Raw genomic sequence first — 21,342 nt, 5'->3', positions numbered from 1 at the left:
GATGGGCACGCTAACACTCAAGATGATAGCGAAGACAGGCATCGTTCTTGATGACAGTAAAGTTGTACAGCGTTTCGAAACAGCCTAGCTATACTTCGGGGGACACCTTCACAGCCGATCTCACAGCGTGGTGTTTAGAAGAGGATTTAGCATTGATCGCATCTCTGAATCAGCCCGTCACGGACCTGGTGGCCAAAGGCATTGCATTGCACCAGCGCGGAGATCTCGGAAGCGCGGAGCAGTGCTATCTGCAGATTATGGCACGCGAGCCTCGGAACTCCGATGCGCTCCATCTGCTGGGAGTGCTGAAAGGCCAACAAGGGGACTACTCCAACGGCGCGCGATTGATCGATGAAGCGATCTCGCTGAAGCCGCGCATGTCGGCTTATCACAACAACCTTGGCAATCTTCTTGCAAAGAGTGGGGACACAGCTGGAGCTGAGAAGAGCTACAGGCGCGCGCTGCGTGTCGATCCGCAGAACGGCGATGCTCATTTGAATCTTGGCAAGCTGCAGTTCCAACGCGGGGACAGGGAGGCGCGGCGCTCCTTGAAGACCGCTCAGCGATTGTCTGCCCGCTCTGTTGAAGCGCAGATGTCCGTGGGCCGTCTTGAAGAGCGCGAAGGCAATGCGCAGCTTGCCCTGAACTGCTACCTCACGGCCTCTAAGCTGAATCCTTCATTCGCTCCTGCGTTCATCGCGACCGGAAACGCGCAACTGCTGCTCGACAAGACGCAGGAGGCCGAAGAGAGCTATCGCACAGCGATCCGGCTCGATCCGGAGAGCCCTGACGCTCACTTCAATCTCGCCAACGTCCTGCGCGCGGATGGCCGCGTTCTTGAAGCCATCGAGTTGTACCGGATCGCGCTGGATCTATCGCCGAAGGGCGCGTCAGATATTCAGAACAATCTCGGTCTGGCGTTGAGTGAGCTTGGTCAGCATCAGGCGGCCAAGACCGCGCTTACGAAGTCGATCGAGATCTCCGCCAGCTCCAGCGATGGATGGTTCAATCTGGCGAAACAGGCTGTGCTGCTTGGTGATCTGGCTGCGGGCGAAGGTCACTTGATGAAGGCGATTTCGCTCGATCCACGCCATGTCGGCGCCCATCTCGAACTTGGCAACCTGATGCGAGCCGATGGCAGGCTTGAAGAGGCTGCTGCGATGCATCGCAAGGTGACAGAGCTATCGCCGACCGATGCAGCAGGCTGGAACAACCTTGGTGCCACGCTCGCCGATCTTAAGTTGCTTGACGATGCTGAGGCAGCGTTCCGCAAAGCGACCTCTCTCGATCCGAAGTCTGATGAAGCCTTCTTCAATCTCGGAAAGCACCTCAGCCTCTTTGGCGATGAATCGGCCGCCGTTGAGCTCTTGCAGCACGCACTTTCGCTCAATCCGCGGAATGCCGCTTCGTACACGCAGCTTGGTTTCATTGCGCAGAATCGCGGCCAGTTGAGGGAAGCCGCGGACTTCTATCGCCAGTCCTTGACGATCTCCCGCGACTCGTCGATCGCAAGCCACAACCTGGGATTGGTGCAGTCATCGCTGGGCGATCCCGAAGGTCTCGATCTGCTGGAAGCGACAGTGCGCGAACAGCCGGATTCGGCGGAGTACCACTGGAACTTCGGCGAGAAGCTGCTGTTGCATCGACGGTTCCACGAAGGCTGGAAGGAGTACGAGTGGCGCAAGCAGGTGGACAAGTTTGTCGACCAGCACCGCGCCTTCGATCAGCCGCAGTGGGATGGTTCGCCTCTCGATGGTAAGACAATCCTCCTTTACGCAGAGCAGGGCCAGGGAGACACGCTGCAATTCGCTCGCTATGCGGAGTTAGTCGCCGAGCGGGGAGGCCGCGTTGTGTTGGAAGTGCAGCGTTCGCTGCAAACTCTGCTGCAAGGTCTGCCTGGGGTCGCGGAGTGCATCGCACAGGGGGACGCGTTGCCGGAGTTCGCTACGTACGCTCCGCTGATGAGCCTCCCGTACATCTTCGACACGAACGCCGGCACCATTCCGCCGCCTTCGAGCGTTCTTGCAGAACGCTTTTCGCTGCCGTCTGAATCGAGGCCAACGTTGCAAGTCGGTATCGTGTGGGCAGGCAACAAGAAGGACAAGCGCGATCGCCTTCGTTCCACATCTCTGTTGCAGTGGGCCGAGCTTGAGGCGATAGAAGGAATCGAGTTTACCTCGCTTCAGACCGGCGAGCCGTCCCAACAGGCGAACGAGGAAAGCAGCGGCTTCACCTTCATCGCAGACTGCGACAGCGTCAAGGACTTCGCCGACACAGCAGCGATCATCGCAGGTCTCGACCTCGTCATTACGGTCGATACAGCAGTCGCTCACCTTGCCGGCACAATGGGTAAGCCCGTCTGGATTCTGCTCTACGATCCGGTCGATTGGCGCTGGGGACTCGAAGGGGAAGAGTCGCCATGGTACCCAACCGCCAGGCTATTCCGCCAGTTCAACCAGGAAGGCTGGACACCGGTCTTCGCCCGCGTCGCATCGAGCTTGCGCGCTCTTATGGACAACAGTGAGCAAGTCAACGCGCAGGTTGAATCTGCTAACTAATTTGAGGCTTGGAAACTAAGTGAGCCTGGAGTAGGGACTCTGAAAGTCATGGATGAGCGTAGCCTCTTCCATGTACCGCGGATTCGTCAGGCGCACATGTTCCGGCCCCGGCTCGTCGCCTCGCGCAAACGTGCTCAGGCAGTCTATGGTGTCGATCGATCCCCAGTTGATCAGCTCGCTTACCAGCATCCTTCCGCCACTCTGCTTGACCAGGTCCGCGACGATCTCGCCTGAGACCGAGGCGGCGCGTCCGTGTGGTGGCTGCTCTCCGCCATCGTCGCATACTGCGAAGTTTGAGTGATGCAGGAATGCCTTTCCGCCGGGCGCAAGCTTTGCGACGATCTGCGGGATGTAACGCTGCATGACATCCAACTCAGCGTGGACCAGGCTGTCGAAGGAAAAGATGAACTCGAAGCTTCCATCGGGGACTGCCGCGAGGGATACGCCGTCATTCTGAATGAAGCCCGCATGAGGGACGTTTGCGAATCGCTTGCTGCACTCGACCACGCAGGATTCCGCGAGGTCCACGCCGATGAAGGCTGAAGACATGGGGATGAGGTACTGCGTCCATCTTCCCCGACCCGGCGCGATCTCAAGGATGCGGCGTGCCGGAAGCATTCGATGGAGACGTGGATAGAGCGAACCAAACCACTGGGCTTCGCTGCCGCCCCAGGTGACGCTCCACTCGTCGCCACCCTCGCTCCAACCGTAGTCTTTACCCCAGTACGAGTGATTCCATTCCAAAGCTGGCATAAATTAACCTCCCTTGCGGCCCTGCAACAGGCTCTCACATTCGTGTCGCGAGAGGATGACCGATCGTGACAAGGTACCGCTCGGATTACCCGCCCGAGAGCGATTTAGAGGAGTTGGCTCGGGCCGGCACTCCGCAGCCGCTACAATCACTGCAACGCACCCCATCCTATAAGAGGCCTCCGACGTTGCGAATCTCGCGGCGCAGCTTTCTTAACTCGACGAGCACACTTGCACTCGGCGGCATCATGCCTCGCGCTCTGGCACTGGCTCGCCCCACAAAGGTCGTCCTCCTGCTCACTGGTGTGATCAACGATGGCGGCTGGGGACAGTTGGCCTATGAAGGCATCGAGCGGCTGCGCGCCGACCCGCGTTTTTATGCCACTTACGCTGAAGACATTACACTCGCGCAGGTCCAGCAGGTGGCGCGCGGCTACTCCGACGATGGCTTCGACCTCATTCTGGGCCATGGCTTTGAGTTCTCCAGCGCCCTGCTCGATGTCGCGCCCGACTATCCTCACCTCGATTACTTTGTTACGAGCTTCATCCCCAACCATCCGGTTCCACGCAATGTGATGTTCGTCAACATGGGCTACTTCGATGCGGCCTATGGCGCGGGAGCGTTGGCCGCGCTCATCTCCAACAAGCGGCAGGCCGTCGGCTTTGTCGGCGGTGCCGACGACCCCAACCAGCAACGCATGAAGCTTGCGTTCATCGCGGGCGCGCAACGTACCGTGCCCGGAATCCGCGGCCTGGGCATCATCACCGGCGATTACGACAACGCAGCGAAAGGCCGCGAAGCCGCAAGCACATTGATCGGCAGTGGCTGCGACGTCATCTGGCACGCCGCCGATGTCACCGGCCTCGGCGTCCTTCAAGGCGTCGCGCAGTCCGCCCCGTCGGCGCATGTGAAGGTCATGGGTTGCTACTCCGACCAGACCTCGCTTGCCCCCAACCACATCGCCACCAGCTTCGAGATGAACCTCGCCGGCATGGTCACCACCACCGCCAACGCAGTGGCGAGCCACACCTTCACGGGCGGCACAGAGTGGCGTCCGAGCGTCGACAGGATGTGGCTCCTTCGCGCCGGCACCCACGGCGAATACAACCCATCTCTCGTCTCCGCGCAGGCGTGGTCCACGTTTCAACAGATATGGTCGGGGCTTGCCCAGGGTAGGATCGACGTCTCAGCAGCAGTCGCAACGCTTTAACCATGATTCAGCTCAGCCAAATCACGAAGCGATTCCCCGGCATCGTCGCGAATGATGCTGTCGACCTCACCGTGCGGTCAGGCGAGATACACGCTCTGCTCGGCGAAAACGGTGCAGGCAAGAGCACGCTGATGCAGATCCTCTACGGCTTCCACTCCATGGATTCGGGCGAGATCAAGCTCGATGGCCAGCGTGTTTCGATCACCTCGCCTGCGGACGCCATCGCGCTTGGCATCGGCATGGTGCATCAGGACTTCATGCTTGTGCCGACCTTCACCGTCACCGAGAACACCATCCTCGGCCTGACCGAAGGCCGCGGCCCCATGCTCAACCTCAAGCGAGCAGCCGCACGAATTCGCGATCTCAGCGCGAAGCACCATCTCGCGGTCGATCCCGACGCCGTCACTGGCACTCTTCCTGTCGGGGTACAGCAGCGTGTCGAGATACTAAAGCTCCTCTATCGCGATGCCCGCGTGCTTATCCTCGACGAACCGACTGCCGTACTCACTGCACCCGAGAAGGACCGCCTCTTCACCGTTCTCCGCGGACTGCGCGCCGAGGGCCGATCCATCCTCATCGTCACGCACAAGCTTCACGAGATCATGGAGCTTGCCGACCACGTGACCGTGATGCGCGATGGGCGCAACGTCGCCAGCGTCGCGATCGAAGACACCACCGGGCCGGAGCTTGCGCGACTGATGGTGGGCCGCGACGTCAACCTCACTGCGAGTAAGCAGAGGCTCACCCCGGGACCATACGTGCTCAGCGTCAACGGCCTGTCAGTCCGTGACCAGGCAGGCCAGCAGAAGGTCAACAGCGTCTCGCTGGAGCTGCATCCCCACGAGATCCTTGGCATCGCCGGCGTGGATGGTAACGGCCAGTCCGAGCTTGCACAGGCGCTGCTAAATCTCCGGCCCATTGAGAGCGGCAGCATCACCCTCAACGGCGAAGACATCACAAGATCCTCTGTTGCAAAGCGTCGCGCCCTCGGACTTGCGTATGTACCGGCGGACCGCCGCGGCGTTGGATCGGTGGCTGATCTGTCCATTGCGGACAACGCGATGCTGACGCATCCACGCGCCAACACCCGCTATGGATTCTTGGCCAAGGCCGCGATCCGCGCGAAGGCCCAAAGCATCATCACCCGCTTCGGCGTTCGCGGTGCGAGCACTGAAACTCACGCTTCCAAGTTGTCTGGAGGCAATCTGCAGAAGGTCATACTAGGTCGCGAGATCATGGCCGCTCCAAAGGTCCTCATCGTCGAACAGCCTACGCGCGGACTCGATGTCGGAGCCATCGAATCGGTCTGGGCAGAGCTTCTGCGCGAGCGCGCCAAAGGCACGGCCATCCTGCTGATTTCAGCCGAGCTTGAAGAGCTGCTGAATCTCGCCGACCGAATCGCGGTGATGTACGAAGGCCGCATTGTCGGCATCGTCGATCCTGCAGGCGCGACCGCCGAACAGCTCGGCATGATGATGGCAGGCACTCCGCTCGAACTTGCGGGAGCGTCCGCGTGAAGCTCATCGAGCGCCGTCTCACTCCAAACAACTCGCCCACTGCGATCGCGGCAACCATGCTCGCTGCAGTCCTAGCGGCAATGCTCATCGCATCGTTTCTATTCCTCGACTTCGGCGCGAATCCCTTCGCCGCATACTACGCGCTCTTCCACGAGCCGTTCGCTACACTGCGTGGCTTCGGCTACGCAATCGTCAAAGCAACGCCGCTCATACTCATCGCTCTCGGCACCATCGTTGCGTGGCGCTCCGGATTCACCTACCTTGGCTTTGAAGGCTGCTTCACCCTCGGAGCAGCGGCCTCCGCATGGCTGGCTCTGGCAACGGCGCCGGGACAGTGGGCCGCATCGCTGTCGCCCTTCGTCTTCTTTCCCGCCGCGATCCTCCTCAGCTTCTTCGTGGGAGCTTTCTGGTCGGGCCTTACCGGCGTCCTTCGAGCGCGCTTCGGCGGCAACGAAGTCCTCATCTCACTGATGTCGAACTATGTCGCGATCCTCATCGTGAAGTACCTCGTCGCCGGGCCGATGCGCGCCCCAGGCTCGCTGCCGGAGACCGATCAACTCCCCCACGCGACTTGGCTGGCCTTCATCCTCCCCGGCACGCGTGCGCATGCGGGCATCCTGCTCGCGATCGCCGCCGCGTTGCTCGTGTGGATGCTGCTTCGCAAACTTCCTCTTGGCTTCGAGCTTGTGGTGAGCGGCATGAATCCTGCCGCCGGGCGCTACGCGGGCATCGACGTGCCACGCCGCACCTTGTTCGCCGCGGCCATCTCCGGCGGCCTTGGTGCGCTGGCCGGCCTCACGGAGATCCTTGGCGTGCAGCACCGCCTCATGGATGGCATCAGCGGAGGCGTCGGCTTTACCGGCGTCATCGTCGCGCTACTTGCGGAGCTAAACCCGATCGCCGTTATACCCACGGCGCTGCTCTACGGCGGAATGACCGTCGGAGCAGACGCGATGCAGCGCCGCGCAGGCATCCCCAGCTCCATCACCTTTATCCTGCAATCGCTGATCGTCCTTCTCGTGCTCGCAAGCTCGATGCTTCGTTCCTATCGCCTCAATCTCGGGGCCCTGCGCTCGAAGAAGGAGGCAACGCAGGCATGAGCGCCTTCAGTCAGGCCTTCCTCGTTACCTGGCTTACCGCAGGCATCCGCCTCGGCGGCCCAGTACTTCTCGCCGCTCTGGGTGAGACCTTCGCCGAACGCTCCGGCATTCTGAACCTTGGCATCGAAGGCATCCTTCTGCTCGGCGCGCTAGCCAGCTACCTGACGTCGATCCACACCGGCAGCTTGTGGCTGCCTCTGCTCGCGGCCATGGCGAGCGGCCTTGCGGCCAGCCTCTTTCTCGCGTGGATGTATGTCACCGTTCGGGCGTCGCAGGTGGTCGTCGGCCTCGTCTTCAACGTGCTCGCGCTCGGCATCGCCGCGACGGTGTATCGGCGCACGCTTGCTCACGCATCGGCCGGCCCCATCGCGATGTTTCAGGCAGTTCATATCCCATGGCTCAGCGACCTGCCGATCCTCGGCCCAACGATCTTCAGCCAGACGCTTCCACTCTACCTCACTCTCGTCCTCGTTGCCGTCGCTCACTTCGCACTCTTCCACACCCGCTTTGGCGTGGGCCTCCGGGCTGCAGGCGAGAACCCTCGCGCAGCCGATGCCGCAGGCGTCTCCGTACCGCGAATGCGATACTTTGGCACGCTCCTCTCCGGTGCCGCCGCCGGGCTTGCAGGAGGCTATCTGGTGCTCGCGCAGATCGGCCTCTTCCGCGACTCCATCGTCGCGGGCCAGGGATTCATCGCGCTCGGCATCGTCATCTTCGGCCGTTGGAGTCCATGGAAGGCCGCGCTCGCCGCGATGGTCTTCGGCACCTGCGACGCCCTCCAACTCTCGCTGCAACTGCTGGGCACGCACCTCCCCGAAGATCTACTGCTCTCCATTCCCTACGTCGTCACGATCCTAGCCATCTCGGGCATCTTCGGAGGCCGCGACGCACGGCCCGCCGCGCTTACTGTGCCTTACCTGAAGGACGCGTAGCGCAAGCTAAACCGTCGCCGACCGCCACGCTCTGCGCTTGAACGCATCTGTTCCTGCGCGAGCCGTCAACGCGTCCGCATGAAGCTGCGCGCTCCGCCGCACCGCACGTTCCTCGACGCTCCTCACCACTCCGTCACGCATCACTATCTCGCCATCGATCAAGACAGTCACCACCTCATGCCCCAGCGCAGAATAGACGAGAGCCGATACCGGATGATGGATCGGCGTCATCCAAGCGTTGTCGTAGTCGACGACCGCGATGTCCGCCTTCTTTCCCACCTCGATCGACCCGATCTCGCCCTCAAGCCCAACTGCTCGTGCCCCACCAATCGTCGCCATCTCCAGCACCGTCTCCGCCGTGATGATCTCCGCATCCTGATGCACGCCCTTCTGCTGCAACGCGGCGAACTTCATCGCCTGGATCATGCTGTGGTTGTTGCTGCTTGCTGGCCCATCGCTGGCCAGTCCCACCGTCAATCCGGCCTTAAGCATCTCGGGAATCGGCGCGCATCCCGATGCAAGGTACTGGTTGCTGCAAGGGTTGTTCGACACCTTCACATCGTGCTTCAGCAGCAGCCGGATGTCGTCCGTCGTGCAATGGACACAATGTGCGGCCACCACATCCGGCCCAAGAAATCCGATGTCCGACAGAAACTCCGTGTCGGTCTTCCCATACTTCGCAGCAGAGGTCTCAAGCTCGAAGACGGTCTCGCCAATATGCGTCGTGACCAGCACCTTCTCTTCATCCGCCAGCTTGCGCGTCTGCCGATAGCCCTCTTCGTCGACCGTCCAGATCATGTTGCAAGCGACGCCCACTTGCACGCGCCCACCCGGCTTGTTGAATCGCCGAATCTGTTCTCGCGCATCGCCCATCGCCTTCTCAGGAGTCTCGATCAACTCCGGCGGCGTGCCGTACTCTTCGCCCATCGAAGCAAAGCCACGGCATACAAATCCTCGAACGCCGGTCTCCTCAAACGCACCTACAACGGCGGCGATCATCCCCGGCTTCGGATGCGCGTACATGAAGTCCAGCACGGTCGTCACGCCGCCGCGTATCGACTCCACGCAGCCATGCATCGCCGCGGCGCGCGCATCGTCGGCGGTCAAATGAATCGCGCTCGGCCCGGTCATGCAGGTGAACCACCTCTTCAGCACCATGTCGTCGCCCAGGCCCTTCAGCAGCGTCTGGAAGAGATGCGTATGTGTGTTCACCATCCCCGGCATCACGATCTTGCCCGCGCAGTCGATCACCTCCGCCTCGGGATAGCGCTCGACCATCTGCGTCCGCGTACCAATCGCCGCGACGCGGTCCCCAGCCACGCACACGCTCGCGCTCTCCAGCACCTCGCGCTTCGCGTTCATCGTAATCAGCCAGCCATCGGCCAGGATGTAGCTCATAGGGTGCTAAGTCTCCTTGCTTGCAAGATCGGGTAAGTCTCAGTTCTACATCAAAGGATCAGCCGCAACCTGAATCCAAGCAACGCGGTCGTATAGGCCGGTTTGCTATTGGTCGGATGGATCGATACCTCTAGGTCCGGGCCGAGATCGAGGCTCTGCGTCAGCCTCAGCCGGTAGAACGTCTCGAAGAGGCTCTCATGATGCAGAGCACCATGGCTGGGATCGTTGATGGTGAACGACGCTCCGAACATATCGCCGCGCCGTCCAAACGGCCGTATGTTCGCGAGCCCCGCATCGAAGACCCGCTTGATAGAAGTGCCCCGGTCGGTACCGATGCCAAGTCTCCCAAACGGGACCCAGCCGCTCTTGAGCTCGTAATCCGAACCGAACCCAACGCCGGCGCCGCTGCCCTGGTCCGCGGTGTCGTCTCTCCACAGACCAAAACGAAAGATATGCTGTTGCTGGGTCGGGCTTCCTTTCTTCCAGCCGAACTCGATTGCATTCAGGTACTTCTTTTCAGCCAGGGTCTTAAGATTCCTCTCCTGGCCGCCTTCTGTGTCGACGGTAACGGCATGGACGTAGATGTGCTCGGTAGCCTGGTACTCCAGCGCGGCTCCGCCGGCGTAGATGCCATCCGAAGGAATGGTCAGGTTGCCATCGTTCTCGGCGTTGAGGAACTGGCTGCGTTCATCATTGTTGTAGAGGCTAAGGCTGATGAACTCGTTGGGATGGATCTTGCCGATGTAGAAGGCCAGCTTCTTCTTGTAGAAATCCTGCCGGTAGTACAAAACATTTAGCGTGATGGGACGTTGCGGCCCACCGCCAGGAAGGCAGTTCAACACCAGCCCCGATCCAAGCTGGTCGCTTAGATTGAACTGTTCGCTCACACCGATGTTCGTCCCCGAGCGCACCAGCAGGCTGAACGAACCCGCATTGCCTCCGTGGTCATAGGCCTTCCATCCGCCCACAAGATCGTACCGTCCCGTCGCCCAGTTGTGGCGCACTCCGGCAGGCGTCTCCGTGGCATATTGATCGACGACGGTGTACGTTGCGGCGAGGCTGAGTCTCCGCTCCTTGCGAAGCTCGTTCATGCTCCGGTCAAACGGCACCAGGAGAGTGCGGAAGGGATCGTCATGCAGCAGCGGGTCAGATGGAACTCGCGATAACACCGCCGCATCCTGATCCAGCGCCTGACCGGGGAAGGACTCTTTGGGCGACTCAGTGAAGTCTCCAGCTTTGGTCCTTACCTGGACATGCGCCGACGCATCCGGCGATCCCGAGCCCACCTGCGCGACCGCCTGACGCTGCAAAAAGAGCATCAGCGAGATGCCGATCACTCGCATGGCATGCCTGCCGCTATCCATCTCTGGCCTCCGCATCTGTTGGCGCAACATGGTCGATTCGCCGCGTACAGATCAGCGTGCCATACGTTCGAGAATTTTTCCTGTCACGTCAGTTCAAAATTCGAAATCACGCCCCAATCAAGCACGCGCCGGGTCAAAGGTCCGTTCAATCTCTTCAAGCGTCTTGCCCTTGGTCTCCGGCAGGAAGAAGACGGCAGTGCAGAAGTAGAGCATCGTGCAGCCACCCCAGAACAGGAACATGGAGAAGTAGCCAAAGTTTGCGACCGCAGGCAGGAAGACGCCCGCGATCAACGTGGATGCGCCCTGATTCAGCAGCAACGCGATTCCCATGCCAGCGGAGCGTATGCGAGTAGGCATCAGCTCCGAGAGCGCAAGCCACACCACAACGCCGGGGCCAGCCGCGTAGCTCGCAATAAACAGCGCGAGGAAGGCGGTGACGAACCATCCGGTGCGCTCGGGGGGGATGCGGCTGAGAAAGGCGTGACGGATGATGAGCGGCTTGGTTGCGGCCTCGGCCTCGGGCGCTACGGCGAGCGGTGCCAGGTCGGTGCTGACCAGCGTCGCGAGCTTGTCGCCGCTGCCGTAGGAGTAGAGGATGCTCAAGCCCATAGCGCCAGAACCCTGTGGTGACCAGGCTTTGACATCGCTCGCGCTCAGGTTCAACGTGTTGCCCTGGATGCGTGTGTTTAACTGCTGGCTGATATCGACGCGATGGGACTCAAATGCATAGAAGAAGAACGCCGCGCCAAGCACCGCCACCACGATGCCGCCTGTGCCCAGACTGAGCAGAAACTTGCGGCCCTTGCGGTCGACCAGCGCGACGCCAACGATCGTCATGAGGCAGTTCAGCACCTTCACGGTGAGATCGCCCTGCGCCGCGTGGGTCGCTGTCATGCCCGCCTGTTTCAGGATGACCAGCAGGTAGCCAAGGACGGAGTTGATGCCCGTAGTCTGGTTCAGCGTAAGGATGACGCACGCCAGCAGAAACGGATAGACATACTTGCGTTGCAGCAGCGAGCCTGAACCCGATGTCGCCACGGCATGCTGCTTGTCCTCGAGGGCGAGCTCCTGCATCTCGCGCATCTCACGGTCGGCCTCGTCGGCGGAGACGGCACGCCGCAGCGCAGCACTCGCCTCGTCCAAGCGTCCTTTACGGAACAGCCAGCGCGGCGTCTCGCTCAGGAAGAATGCGCCAAGGAAAAACGCTGCGCCAGGATAGACGACGGCAAGGAACATACTCCGCCAGGCGTGGTCTTGGGCCGCACGAATCAATGCGGCGTTTCCACCCGCCAACGCAATCGCTGCCTCCGCCTGGTGAATGTAGTACAAGCCAGTCAACGACGCAGCTACGATTCCGAACGTCAGCATGAACTGGAAGATGCCTGAGCCCTTGCCACGCGATCCCGCGCTAAGGCACTCGGCAAGGTACAGAGGCACCACAACCGCGATCACGCCGCCACTAAGCCCTTGCAGCAAGCGGCCAATCAGCAATGTGGCAAAGCCATGCGAAGAGACGATGATCGCGACACTGAGTACAAAGAGCAGACCGCTGATGATGACCATCTTCTTACGGCCTACCCAGTCCGCGAAGAAGCCCGCGATGAGCGAAGAGATGGTGCTGCCGCCAAATACGGCCGCAACGATGATCGAAGTCTGGCTGACGGTAAGATCCACCGTCTTGCTCAGGTAGAGCAGCGCCGCAGAGCTGATGCCCACGTCGATGCCATAGAGCAGACCGCCCAATCCGGCGATACAGAGCAGAAACTTGCTGTAGAAAGCGGGAGTGGAGAGAGCGGACTTGCCTTCGGTCATGGAATCCTTGAGAAGCTGAAGTGGGATGCTACTGCTTTGACGCGAACCGCCGAGCGGCTGTAGTGTAAAGCGAAAGTAAACGTAACCAAAAGATATCAATCGATTCGAGGTGGCTGCATGGCTTTACAGGACGCTTCACCGGCTAAATCTGACAAGTTTGTAGACATGGTGAGCGCCACCGCCGAGGTCGACCTGCGCCTCAGCGACTTCCACCCTCGTTCCACTCTACAGCGCAAGCCGCAGATCGTGGAACGGCCAAAGTTCCCGGTAATCGACTATCACAATCACCTCGATTCCATGGAGCCCAAGGACGTCCTCGCGATCATGGATGCGTGCGGAATTGAGCATCTGGTGAACATAACCATGCAGGTTGGAGAAAAAGCGCTGGCGATGATCGACAAGTATCATAGCGCCTCGCCGGAGCGATTTTCGACCATCGGCTGGATGGACTGGAGCGGCGTGGATCGCCCGGACTTCGTCCAGGTCACACTCGACCGCTTGCAGCGCCAGATCGACCACGGCATCGTCGGCATCAAGTTCTGGAAAGACCTCGGTCTCACCCTGCGCGGCACCGACGGAGCCCTGCTGCGCATCGACGACGAACGCTTCGCCCCCATCTTCGAGGCCTGCGGTAAATGGAACTTGCCCGTGATGTTCCACACCTCCGACCCAACTGCCTTCTTCTCGCCGATCGACCAGTTCAACGAGCGCTACGAAGAACTGGCCGCGCACCCCGACTGGGGCTTCAGCGATGTCCCTGTCACCAAGCGCGAGCTCCTTGAACAGCGGAACCGCGTCATCGCGCGGCATCCCTCCACAACCTTCGTCGGCGCGCACTGCGCGGAATCCGGTGAAGATCTTGGCTATTTAGAAGAGCAACTTGACGCGATGCCGAACCTGCTCATCGACTTCAGCGCCCGCACACCCGAACTCGGTCGCCAGCCCTATACCGCACGCAAGCTCTTCCTGAAGTACGCCGACCGCATCCTCTTCGGAACCGATCTGCTGCCTGATGTGGAAATGTACCGCCTCTACTACCGCTTCCTCGAAACCGACGACGAGTACTTCGAATACCCTTCCCACGCCTCTCGCCAGGGCCGCTGGAACATCTACGGCCTCTTCCTGCCAGACGACGTCCTGAAGAAGGTCTATCGCGACAACGCCCTAAAGCTCCTGCCCAGACTGCGGTAAGGACAGGACTATCAGCCCAAACCGGGTGCCCGTATCAGGTGGCCTTACCGCCCGATAGGGACACGCCACCCAAGGATAAAATCTGGATTACAGACTATGACTGTCTCCTCCGGAAAGGCGCAGGATTTCGGCATGTCGGCAGCACGCATTGACGTGCTCTCAGAGGTGCTAACCCTGATTCGTCTACGCGGGGAGTTGGTGTATACCGCATTCCTCGGCGAGCCATGGGGTCTCGAATTCCAGCCCGGAGCGGCCCACTTTCACTTCGTCAGGAAAGGGAGTGCGTGGGTGGTTCCGACCGATGGAAAGCCGACACGAGTCTCTGAAGGGGATTTAGTCCTATTACCTCTAGGAAGAGGCCATGTCCTTACTGACGTCCTGGGCTCACCTGCTGAAAAGATCGAAGTCGTCGCCGCGAAGTACTTCGATCGCGAGAAGCTTGTCTTAAGCCACGGCGGAGATAGCAACGTTACCCAAACAATCAGTGGCTTTTTTACTTTTGAAGGCAGCCCTCTGCCCGCAGTCATGTCGGCTCTGCCGCCCATCATCCATATCCCGTGTGGGGACGCCGGCTCTCCCCGCTGGCTCGAAGCAATCTCGAATTTCCTTGTTTCAGAGGCACAACAACCGGACCCGGGCTCGTCCCTGATGATCTCCCGCCTGATTGACCTGTTGGTGATTCGCACTCTACGCAGCTGGGCAGCTACCGAAGTAAATCGTATGGGATGGCTCGGAGGCTTGGGGGAAGAGAGCATCGGGCGCGTCCTGAACGCCATGCACGCCGATCCCTTCCGCCGCTGGACCGTTGGAGCCTTCGCCAAAATCGCAGGCATGTCACGCTCTATCTTTGCGGAACGTTTCACAAAGGCCGTCGGAAAATCGCCACTCCGATATCTGGCTCAATGGCGTCTCACTCTGGCAGTCGACCTGCTCCGCAGCAGCAACTTGAAGGTGACGGAAGTCGCATACAGATGCGGGTATGCTTCGGACGCGGCATTCAGCCGGGCATTTAAAGCGAACTTCGGGTATGCCCCAAGCGAAGCAAAAAAACGGCAGGCAGCGCTATGAAAACGCCACCTGCCGTGATTCTCCTAGTCCGCGTTTGATCGACAGGCCTTGTTACTGGGCGGCCTTCTCGATATCTTCAGCCAGGCCATCAGGATCGGTGAGGAAGGGGGTGTGCCCCGTCTGGAGGGTGTACTCCGCCCGTACCGGAGTGGCGGTCACCATCTGCGCCTGAAACGCGGGGCTGATCACCTGATCGAGAGCTGTGTGGATATAGACCTTGTCCACTTTGCCAAACCTCGCGGCCGTGACCTTCACAGGCGTAGCCAGCGGTGCCAGGGGCTCATCCAGAATCAGGTCGGGAATTGCCTTGCGCAGCTCCTCGGGACCGCCGTTCGCAAAAAGGTCAGCGCGTGCAGAATACTCAATGGAGGCGATTCCTTTTTCCTTCTGAATCTGCAGATGCGGACCGATCTTGGCATCGGCATCTTTCTGTGCCATCGAAACCAACGAATCCCCATCTTGCGGCAGGTAAGCGGCCAGGTAGACCAGCGTCTTGACCTTCTTCGGCGCTTGTTCAGCAACAGCTGAGATAACAATGCCGCCGAAGCTATGGCCTACAACCACCGCAGGGCCTTTTGTGGTCCCAAGCGCCTTAACGACGGTGTCCCGATACAGATCGAGACTGACCTTGTCAGGAGCCATCGGGTTGCCCGGACGTCCCGGCAGATTGACAGCCACGACCTTGTAGCCGTCCGATTCCAGCTTCGCCGACACGTGACCCCAAATCTGCGAATCTTCGAAAGCACCGTGGACGAGCACTATGGTCGGCTTTTGTGCAGCCCTGGCATTTGGGCCACAAGCGAGCATAGATGAGGCGAGAGCAGCGATAAACAGTTTCATCTTTCTTGGAACCCCTTTGTTTGTAGGCATCTTCGCGATGTCCTTCAAACTCAAAGGTAGGCCCCAGGAAAAAATCAGCCCATACCAGAGACTCCTGATTCCATGACTGAAAGTCCGAAGTTATGTGGGCGCTTATAGCCCGCTCATTACGCCGGGAAGTCGCCCTCTCTTCATCAATCCGCCCGCTAAACAACGATCCAGCGAATTCTCTAACATCCTCGAGCTGGCCCCTTACCCTCGATACTTCCTCAGAAACCCCTCCCGCAACCCGGCATTTCGAAACGCCTCGGTCCCACCCGCACCCTGCGTCGAAAGCGCGCCGGTCACATTCCCCATCCGCGCAGCCTCCACCGGCGTTGCGCCGCGAAGATACGCGCTGAGGAAGCCCGCGTTGAAGCTGTCCCCCGCGCCGATAGTATCGACCGGAACGACCGAAAGCCCCGGCACCACATGGCTCTCGCCGTTCTGGTAGACAAGCGCCCCACGTGCCCCGCACTTCACCACGATCAGCGGAACCCGCTTGCCCATCACATCGAGAGCCTCATCGAGGCTCGAAGTCTCCGTCATCCGCATCAGCTCGCCTTCACTGGGCAGAAGCACGTCGACCAACTCCAGAATATCGTTGAGGATGCCGCCCCAAGTCCCATCCGGATCGTCGTTCGTATCCAGCGAGATCGTCATTCCCGCAGCCTTCAAATGCCGCAGCAGCGCCACCAGCCCCGGCTGCAAGCCACGCTGCAGATACAGCGACGAGAGATGGAAGTGCCGCGAGTCTTCCAGATATTCGAGCGGCAGCGACTCCGTCGTCAGCTCCGCAATCGTACCCAGATACGTGAACATATGCCGCTCGCGTTCATGCGGCAGCAGAATCGTCACGCCAGTCCCTGAAGTTCCGACTCCGGATTGCACATGCGAGAGGTCGACGCCGCTCTCCGCCAGCCGCTCCAGCGCGAGCTTGCCGAAATCATCCGGGCCAATGCGTGTCACGAAGCCCACCTTCATGCCGAGCGCCGCGAGATTGTGCGCGACAATCGCCGAGGAGCTTCCCAGTGTCACCTGGAACTTCGACGCAAGCAGTTCGCGCTCCACCGGCATCTCCTGCGGCAGGCCGTAGAGGATCAGGTCGAGGTTGATCTCGCCCGCAATGGTGACATCGAACCGGCGACCGGACTGAGAAACTTCAGGCGTTGTTTGTGCTTTCATAATCGGATTTCATGTTACTATTTTTTGTGTTTTGTTTCATTTACTTTTCTATTTGAGTGTTTTGGAGGTTGCATCGCGTGAGTGCCCAAACCAGTGCCCTGACCAGTTTGCTGGAACTGCCGATTGCCGAGCAGGAGTCACGGGGACTAGCTTTTACGCCGCGAGAGATTGCCCAGCAGCCCGCGACCTGGGCCAAAACTGCAGCCCTCTTCGAGTCTCGGCACAGTGAGATCATCGCATTTCTCGAGCACGCCGGGGTAAACAGTCCGCTCGAAGCTCGCCCGGTCGTGATGCTCATCGGCGCCGGAACGTCGGACTACATCGGCGAATCGCTCGCTCTGCTCCTGCGTCAGCGCTGGGGCTGTGAGACCTCCGCCGTCGCCAGCACCAGCCTGCTGCCGACCATGTCTGAGTATGTCATCCCCGGTCGGCGCTATCTCTGGATCTCGTTCTCTCGCTCTGGCGATTCGCCCGAAGGCGTCAATGTGCTCGAACAGGCGCTCGAGGTCTACCCGGAGATCTCGCACCTCGTCGTCACGTGCAACGCAAACTCGCGCATGGCGGGTCTTGCGGCGAACCGCGTCAACGCCTTCACCGCTGTGCTCGACGACGCCGTGAACGACCGCAGCCTCGCCATGACCAGCTCCTTCACCAACATGGTGCTCTTCGGCCAGTGCCTCGCCCATGCGTGGACCTTCGCCGAGTACAAGCCCATCCTCGCAGGAATGATCGCGGCTGCGAACAAATTCCTCGCGGATTCCGCCGAACTCGCAAAGAAGCTCGCAAACGGCGGGAGCCGTCGCATCTGCATGATCGGCTCAGGCTCGCTCGCCGCTGTAGCGCAGGAGGCATCGCTCAAGGTCCTCGAGATGTCGGGTGGCAAGATCAAGACCATGTGGCAGACCTCACTCGGCCTGCGCCACGGCCCCATGGCAGCCCTTGATCCCGACACCGACTTCATCTGTTTTCTCTCGTCCGAACGCACGCGACTTCGCTATGAGATCGACCTGCTCCGTGAGATCCGCGAGAAGAAGATCACTGCGACTTGCTTGGTCGTTGGCCTCCATGCGAACGAGGCTGAAGCGTTGCCGTTCTGCGACATTTATAACGGCATCGATGGCTCGTTCCCCGATGCCTACCGTCCTCCCGTCGATGTGATCTTCGGCCAGTTGCTCGGGCTTTACTCGTCCATCTCCTTCGGCCTTCGTCCGGACGCACCAAGTCCAGCAGGAGTGATCAACCGCGTCGTGAGCGACTTCACGATCTATCGTTGAGAGTATGTCGACGCTACTGCAGGAGCACCTGAAGCAGGGAACCGATGGCAAGCAGGCAGGCATCACGTCGGTCTGCTCAGCACACCCGCTGGTCCTGCGAGCTGCCGCTGAGCTTGCCGCAGAGCAGGGAACTCTGCTGCTGATTGAAGCGACCAGCAACCAGGTCAACCAGTTTGGCGGATACACGGGGATGAAGCCCGCGGACTTCCGCATCTTCGCGGAAGAGATCGTGACCAAGGCCGGGCTTAATCTCAGCAAGCTCATTCTTGGCGGCGATCACCTCGGCCCCAATCCATGGAAAAGCCTGCCCGTAGTCGAAGCGATGGGGCACGCCGTCGCCATGGTCTCCGCATACGCCGCCGCAGGCTTCACCAAGATCCATCTCGACGCGAGCATGTCGTGCGCGAGCGATCCCGTGCCGCTCAGCGACGAAGAGGTCGCAAGCCGTAGCGTCAAGCTATGCGCCGCTGCGGAGGCCTCTGCTCCCGCTGGCCAAGACAAGCCCGTCTACGTGATCGGCACCGAAGTGCCAACACCAGGGGGAGCGACGCGCTCGCTTGATGGTCTACAGATCACGCCGCCCGAAGCTGCGGCACATACGCTTGAGGTGCATCGCGCGGCCTTCGCTGAAAAAGGCCTCAATGCCGCATGGCACCGCGTGATCGCGATGGTGGTGCAGCCGGGAGTGGAGTTCGATCACGATAGCGTCGTTCACTACAAGCACTCGAAGGCCGAAGCCCTGATCGCATGGCGTCGCGACCAGGCTCCATCGATCGTCTTCGAAGCGCACTCGACTGACTACCAGTTTGCGAGCGCCTATGGAGAACTGGTTCAAGACGGCTTTGCGATTCTGAAGGTCGGCCCCGCGCTGACGTTCGCGCTTCGCGAAGCGTTCGATGCGTTGGCTTCCATCGAGACGCTTTTGGTCACGGCCACCAAGCAATCAAATCTTCTCGCGGTGATCGACGAGACGATGCTCGCGCATCCTGACTCCTGGCGGCCCTACTACGCGGGTGACGCGGCGCAGCAGGCGTTGCTGCGCCGCTTCAGCTACAGCGATCGCGTCCGGTACTACTGGCACTACCCAGAGATCGCGAACGCGGTAAAGCAGCTCGTAGCGAACCTCGATGCTGTAAAGATTCCCGAGAGCGTCCTGAGCCTCTATCTTCCCACGCAGTACGAGCGTGCGCGAGCTGGGAAGATCGCAGAAGATCCAGCTTCGCTCATCGTGGACAAGGTGAAAGATGTTCTGCGCATCTACGCTGCTGGCTCCAACTCATAGGTCCACCTGAACTCGTCAATCTCGACCGAAGCGGAGATACGCCGCATGCCGCGATCCTCACCACGAACACCACTGATTTGTGCCCCATTCATCGCGCCTTTGTCTTACGCGATGAGTGGGACTGCCACGAATCCCGCCTGCTACGCCGGAATGTGGATGCTGGGGTCGTTCATATTCACGCGGTGCTTCTCAACGGCCGCTCGTACCTTGGCAACGGAAGTACCATGCACCCGCACCGCCTCATGCAATACCTGGCCAGTCACGCCCAACTGCGCGGACCAGTAACGCACGTCCGAAGCCAGCTTCGGGTTAATATGTTCCGGATCGTGCGGTGCCTTCGGAATCTCTTCATCCAGCGTCTGCAGTGCGTCAAAGTCAGTTGGTTCAATTCCCATCTCGCGAGTCGGATCAGACATTATTCTTATCTCCTCCTCGGTGCGATGTCTGGCGGCAGTACGGGGATGTCTCAGCACGGGAATGAAGTTTGCGCGCCGAAGGCCCATCAACATGCCATCAGTGCACTCGCGCCTCTGGCGTTATCGAAGATTCCGATAAGAGCGTTTATCGATACCTTAACTGAATATAGAATTGGAACGCTTAAATGACTCAATTTGACCGATCCTGAACGGAGCAACCGAGTGGCGAAAGACCTTCCCTATCTTGCTACCAATAAGAATGTTCCTACGCTATTCGAGAAGATCGCGAAGGCGAAGATTCCCGACGCATTCACAATGAAGTTCTTGGCCGATACTATTGGCCTAAAGGGATCAAATGACCGCCAGCTTATATCGCTTCTGAAGAAGCTTGGGTTTCTCGATAACGCGGGAAAGCCGTCGGTGGAGTATGGCCGCTTAAAAAACACTGCAACCGCAAGGTCGGCTATCGCAGAAGGTATTCGCAAAGCTTACGCCCCGCTTTTTGAGGCAAACGAGGCTGCGTATTCTTTGCAAAATGAGCAGCTTAAGGGCCTCGTTGCGCAGGTTAGTGGTGCCGATGAAGCGATGACTAAGCTCATCACTTACACTTTCAATGCACTTGTCAAAGCTGCCGATTTCAGCCAGGTCCAAGCTGCTGATGAATCGTCCGAGGAAAGCGCCCCAAAAGACGAAAAGCAAAGGGAAGATTTCACTGTAACGGCCCGGCGGGAACTTGATGTTCGGCAGTCGGGATTCAACCCGGATTTCAGATTCAACATTGAGATTCACCTCCCATCTAACGGCACCGAGGAAACATACTTGGCGATCTTCAACGCATTGAGGAAGTCTTTGGGATGAACTCCGCCAAACTCGCAAATTTTTTAATGATTGGCCGATCAGCACAGCGGCATGTACTCACTTTGCCTGGCACTGTGCCCCGTTCAGCCCTAATGATCTCAGATACCTTCAACGTTGCAGAAGTGTTGCCGGACGAATGTCGCGAGGCCGATGGTGCAGCGAATACATTCAAATTGTTCTTCGTTTTAGAAAGTTATCTAAGGGATTTCGTTCTGACAGTTCTTTCGGAGGCCGACAATGAAAACTGGTGGAACTCAGTTCCGCAAAACGTCCGGGACGACGTCTCAAAACTTGAAGAGACCGAAGACAAGAAGAAATGGATGAACCTTGATTCGCGAGGCAAGCTTGCGATGACCACCCTCGGCCAACTCATCAGCATCGTGGATGATCCAAGCAATTGGAAAAAGCATTTTGAAGCACTCGTCGGTGACAAAGGTTTGTTACAGCAGACGCGACTTATTGTCCACACCCGGAACACCATCTGCCACATGAGCACGGTTACCCCGGAAGAGCATGAACGCGTCAAGCAGGTGATGCGAGACTGGTTTCGAGTGGTCGCCCCATAGAC

General features: G+C 59.6%; 18 protein-coding genes. 11 read left to right on the top strand and 7 right to left on the bottom strand.

From position 1 onward, the window contains the following. Nucleotides 1-152: 152 nt before the first annotated feature. Complete coding sequence (locus tag OHL18_RS00915) at nucleotides 153-2,558, top strand: tetratricopeptide repeat protein (RefSeq protein ID WP_263372954.1); 2,406 nt, start codon at nucleotides 153-155, stop codon at nucleotides 2,556-2,558. 15 nt (nucleotides 2,559-2,573) lie between these two features. On the opposite strand, the gene OHL18_RS00910 is transcribed toward OHL18_RS00915, so the two are convergent. After that, nucleotides 2,574-3,311, bottom strand: coding sequence for a class I SAM-dependent methyltransferase (locus OHL18_RS00910; protein WP_263372953.1), 738 nt, complete (start codon nucleotides 3,309-3,311; stop codon nucleotides 2,574-2,576). 65 nt (nucleotides 3,312-3,376) lie between these two features. Between OHL18_RS00910 and OHL18_RS00905 the strand changes: the two genes are divergently transcribed. Genes OHL18_RS00905 through OHL18_RS00890 form a run of 4 tightly spaced genes read left to right on the top strand, consistent with a single transcriptional unit; the run spans nucleotide 3,377 to nucleotide 8,068 of the window. Then, nucleotides 3,377-4,519 (top strand): BMP family protein, encoded by a 1,143-nt coding sequence (locus OHL18_RS00905; RefSeq protein WP_263372952.1) that lies wholly within the window; start codon nucleotides 3,377-3,379, stop codon nucleotides 4,517-4,519. Between the two features lie 2 nt (nucleotides 4,520-4,521). Beyond that, entirely contained in the window at nucleotides 4,522-6,036 is a 1,515-nt protein-coding gene (locus tag OHL18_RS00900; protein WP_263372951.1) for an ABC transporter ATP-binding protein, read from the top strand. Further along, the gene (locus OHL18_RS00895) at nucleotides 6,033-7,136 is read left to right on the top strand and encodes an ABC transporter permease (protein WP_263372950.1); all 1,104 of its coding nucleotides are present in this window, start codon (nucleotides 6,033-6,035) and stop codon (nucleotides 7,134-7,136) included. The genes OHL18_RS00900 and OHL18_RS00895 overlap by 4 nt, the downstream gene beginning before the upstream one ends. Continuing rightward, complete coding sequence (locus OHL18_RS00890) at nucleotides 7,133-8,068, top strand: ABC transporter permease (protein WP_263372949.1); 936 nt, start codon at nucleotides 7,133-7,135, stop codon at nucleotides 8,066-8,068. The genes OHL18_RS00895 and OHL18_RS00890 overlap by 4 nt, the downstream gene beginning before the upstream one ends. A gap of 6 nt (nucleotides 8,069-8,074) precedes the next feature. On the opposite strand, the gene OHL18_RS00885 is transcribed toward OHL18_RS00890, so the two are convergent. From OHL18_RS00885 to OHL18_RS00875, 3 genes are all read right to left on the bottom strand, one after another. Continuing rightward, nucleotides 8,075-9,466, bottom strand: coding sequence for an amidohydrolase family protein (locus OHL18_RS00885; protein WP_263372948.1), 1,392 nt, complete (start codon nucleotides 9,464-9,466; stop codon nucleotides 8,075-8,077). Nucleotides 9,467-9,516: 50 nt separating this feature from the next. Next, the gene (locus OHL18_RS00880; RefSeq protein WP_263372947.1) at nucleotides 9,517-10,830 is read right to left on the bottom strand and encodes a carbohydrate porin; all 1,314 of its coding nucleotides are present in this window, start codon (nucleotides 10,828-10,830) and stop codon (nucleotides 9,517-9,519) included. Between the two features lie 117 nt (nucleotides 10,831-10,947). After that, complete coding sequence (locus tag OHL18_RS00875; RefSeq protein WP_263372946.1) at nucleotides 10,948-12,642, bottom strand: sugar porter family MFS transporter; 1,695 nt, start codon at nucleotides 12,640-12,642, stop codon at nucleotides 10,948-10,950. 117 nt (nucleotides 12,643-12,759) lie between these two features. Here OHL18_RS00875 and OHL18_RS00870 point away from each other — a divergent pair, with 117 nt between their 5' ends. After that, nucleotides 12,760-13,833: an amidohydrolase family protein gene (locus OHL18_RS00870; RefSeq protein WP_263372945.1), complete on the top strand. Its 1,074-nt coding sequence runs from the start codon at nucleotides 12,760-12,762 to the stop codon at nucleotides 13,831-13,833. Between the two features lie 96 nt (nucleotides 13,834-13,929). Next, on the top strand, nucleotides 13,930-14,901 hold the full coding sequence (locus OHL18_RS00865) for an AraC family transcriptional regulator (protein WP_263372944.1): 972 nt from the start codon (nucleotides 13,930-13,932) through the stop codon (nucleotides 14,899-14,901). 51 nt (nucleotides 14,902-14,952) lie between these two features. Here OHL18_RS00865 and OHL18_RS00860 read toward each other — a convergent pair whose 3' ends face one another. Both OHL18_RS00860 and OHL18_RS00855 read right to left on the bottom strand, forming a co-directional pair. After that, nucleotides 14,953-15,741 (bottom strand): alpha/beta fold hydrolase, encoded by a 789-nt coding sequence (locus OHL18_RS00860; RefSeq protein WP_263372943.1) that lies wholly within the window; start codon nucleotides 15,739-15,741, stop codon nucleotides 14,953-14,955. Between the two features lie 231 nt (nucleotides 15,742-15,972). Continuing rightward, entirely contained in the window at nucleotides 15,973-16,944 is a 972-nt protein-coding gene (locus OHL18_RS00855) for a carbohydrate kinase family protein (RefSeq protein ID WP_263372942.1), read from the bottom strand. Between the two features lie 77 nt (nucleotides 16,945-17,021). On the opposite strand from OHL18_RS00855, the gene OHL18_RS00850 reads away from it, so the two are divergent. Both OHL18_RS00850 and OHL18_RS00845 read left to right on the top strand, forming a co-directional pair. Beyond that, nucleotides 17,022-18,218 (top strand): SIS domain-containing protein, encoded by a 1,197-nt coding sequence (locus OHL18_RS00850; protein WP_263372941.1) that lies wholly within the window; start codon nucleotides 17,022-17,024, stop codon nucleotides 18,216-18,218. A gap of 4 nt (nucleotides 18,219-18,222) precedes the next feature. Continuing rightward, nucleotides 18,223-19,500 (top strand): D-tagatose-bisphosphate aldolase, class II, non-catalytic subunit, encoded by a 1,278-nt coding sequence (locus tag OHL18_RS00845; RefSeq protein ID WP_263372940.1) that lies wholly within the window; start codon nucleotides 18,223-18,225, stop codon nucleotides 19,498-19,500. A gap of 140 nt (nucleotides 19,501-19,640) precedes the next feature. Here the strand turns inward: OHL18_RS00845 and OHL18_RS00840 are convergent, their stop codons facing one another. Continuing rightward, on the bottom strand, nucleotides 19,641-19,916 hold the full coding sequence (locus tag OHL18_RS00840; RefSeq protein ID WP_263372939.1) for a DUF3606 domain-containing protein: 276 nt from the start codon (nucleotides 19,914-19,916) through the stop codon (nucleotides 19,641-19,643). 222 nt (nucleotides 19,917-20,138) lie between these two features. Between OHL18_RS00840 and OHL18_RS00835 the strand changes: the two genes are divergently transcribed. Continuing rightward, the gene (locus tag OHL18_RS00835) at nucleotides 20,139-20,774 is read left to right on the top strand and encodes a DUF5343 domain-containing protein (RefSeq protein ID WP_263372938.1); all 636 of its coding nucleotides are present in this window, start codon (nucleotides 20,139-20,141) and stop codon (nucleotides 20,772-20,774) included. After that, entirely contained in the window at nucleotides 20,771-21,340 is a 570-nt protein-coding gene (locus tag OHL18_RS00830) for a Swt1 family HEPN domain-containing protein (protein ID WP_263372937.1), read from the top strand. The genes OHL18_RS00835 and OHL18_RS00830 overlap by 4 nt, the downstream gene beginning before the upstream one ends. Nucleotides 21,341-21,342 lie beyond the last annotated feature (2 nt).

The sequence above is a fragment of the Granulicella aggregans genome, from assembly GCF_025685565.1.
In the GTDB taxonomy this organism is placed as follows: Bacteria; Acidobacteriota; Terriglobia; order Terriglobales; family Acidobacteriaceae; genus Edaphobacter; species Edaphobacter aggregans_B.
Note: the sequence above shows the minus strand (reverse complement) of the source record. Positions and strands in the feature narration are given on the sequence as shown.

What these genes read in the sequence shown, in the direction of transcription:
- OHL18_RS00910 (WP_263372953.1), bottom strand. Translation starts at nt 3,311, where the DNA reads ATGCCAGCTTTGGAATGGAATCACTCGTACTGGGGTAAAGACTACGGT.
- OHL18_RS00900 (WP_263372951.1), top strand. Translation starts at nt 4,522, where the DNA reads ATGATTCAGCTCAGCCAAATCACGAAGCGATTCCCCGGCATCGTCGCG.
- OHL18_RS00890 (WP_263372949.1), top strand. Translation starts at nt 7,133, where the DNA reads ATGAGCGCCTTCAGTCAGGCCTTCCTCGTTACCTGGCTTACCGCAGGC.
- OHL18_RS00885 (WP_263372948.1), bottom strand. Translation starts at nt 9,466, where the DNA reads ATGAGCTACATCCTGGCCGATGGCTGGCTGATTACGATGAACGCGAAG.
- OHL18_RS00880 (WP_263372947.1), bottom strand. Translation starts at nt 10,830, where the DNA reads ATGGATAGCGGCAGGCATGCCATGCGAGTGATCGGCATCTCGCTGATG.
- OHL18_RS00875 (WP_263372946.1), bottom strand. Translation starts at nt 12,642, where the DNA reads ATGACCGAAGGCAAGTCCGCTCTCTCCACTCCCGCTTTCTACAGCAAG.
- OHL18_RS00870 (WP_263372945.1), top strand. Translation starts at nt 12,760, where the DNA reads ATGGCTTTACAGGACGCTTCACCGGCTAAATCTGACAAGTTTGTAGAC.
- OHL18_RS00865 (WP_263372944.1), top strand. Translation starts at nt 13,930, where the DNA reads ATGACTGTCTCCTCCGGAAAGGCGCAGGATTTCGGCATGTCGGCAGCA.
- OHL18_RS00860 (WP_263372943.1), bottom strand. Translation starts at nt 15,741, where the DNA reads ATGAAACTGTTTATCGCTGCTCTCGCCTCATCTATGCTCGCTTGTGGC.
- OHL18_RS00855 (WP_263372942.1), bottom strand. Translation starts at nt 16,944, where the DNA reads ATGAAAGCACAAACAACGCCTGAAGTTTCTCAGTCCGGTCGCCGGTTC.
- OHL18_RS00845 (WP_263372940.1), top strand. Translation starts at nt 18,223, where the DNA reads ATGTCGACGCTACTGCAGGAGCACCTGAAGCAGGGAACCGATGGCAAG.
- OHL18_RS00840 (WP_263372939.1), bottom strand. Translation starts at nt 19,916, where the DNA reads ATGTCTGATCCGACTCGCGAGATGGGAATTGAACCAACTGACTTTGAC.
- OHL18_RS00830 (WP_263372937.1), top strand. Translation starts at nt 20,771, where the DNA reads ATGAACTCCGCCAAACTCGCAAATTTTTTAATGATTGGCCGATCAGCA.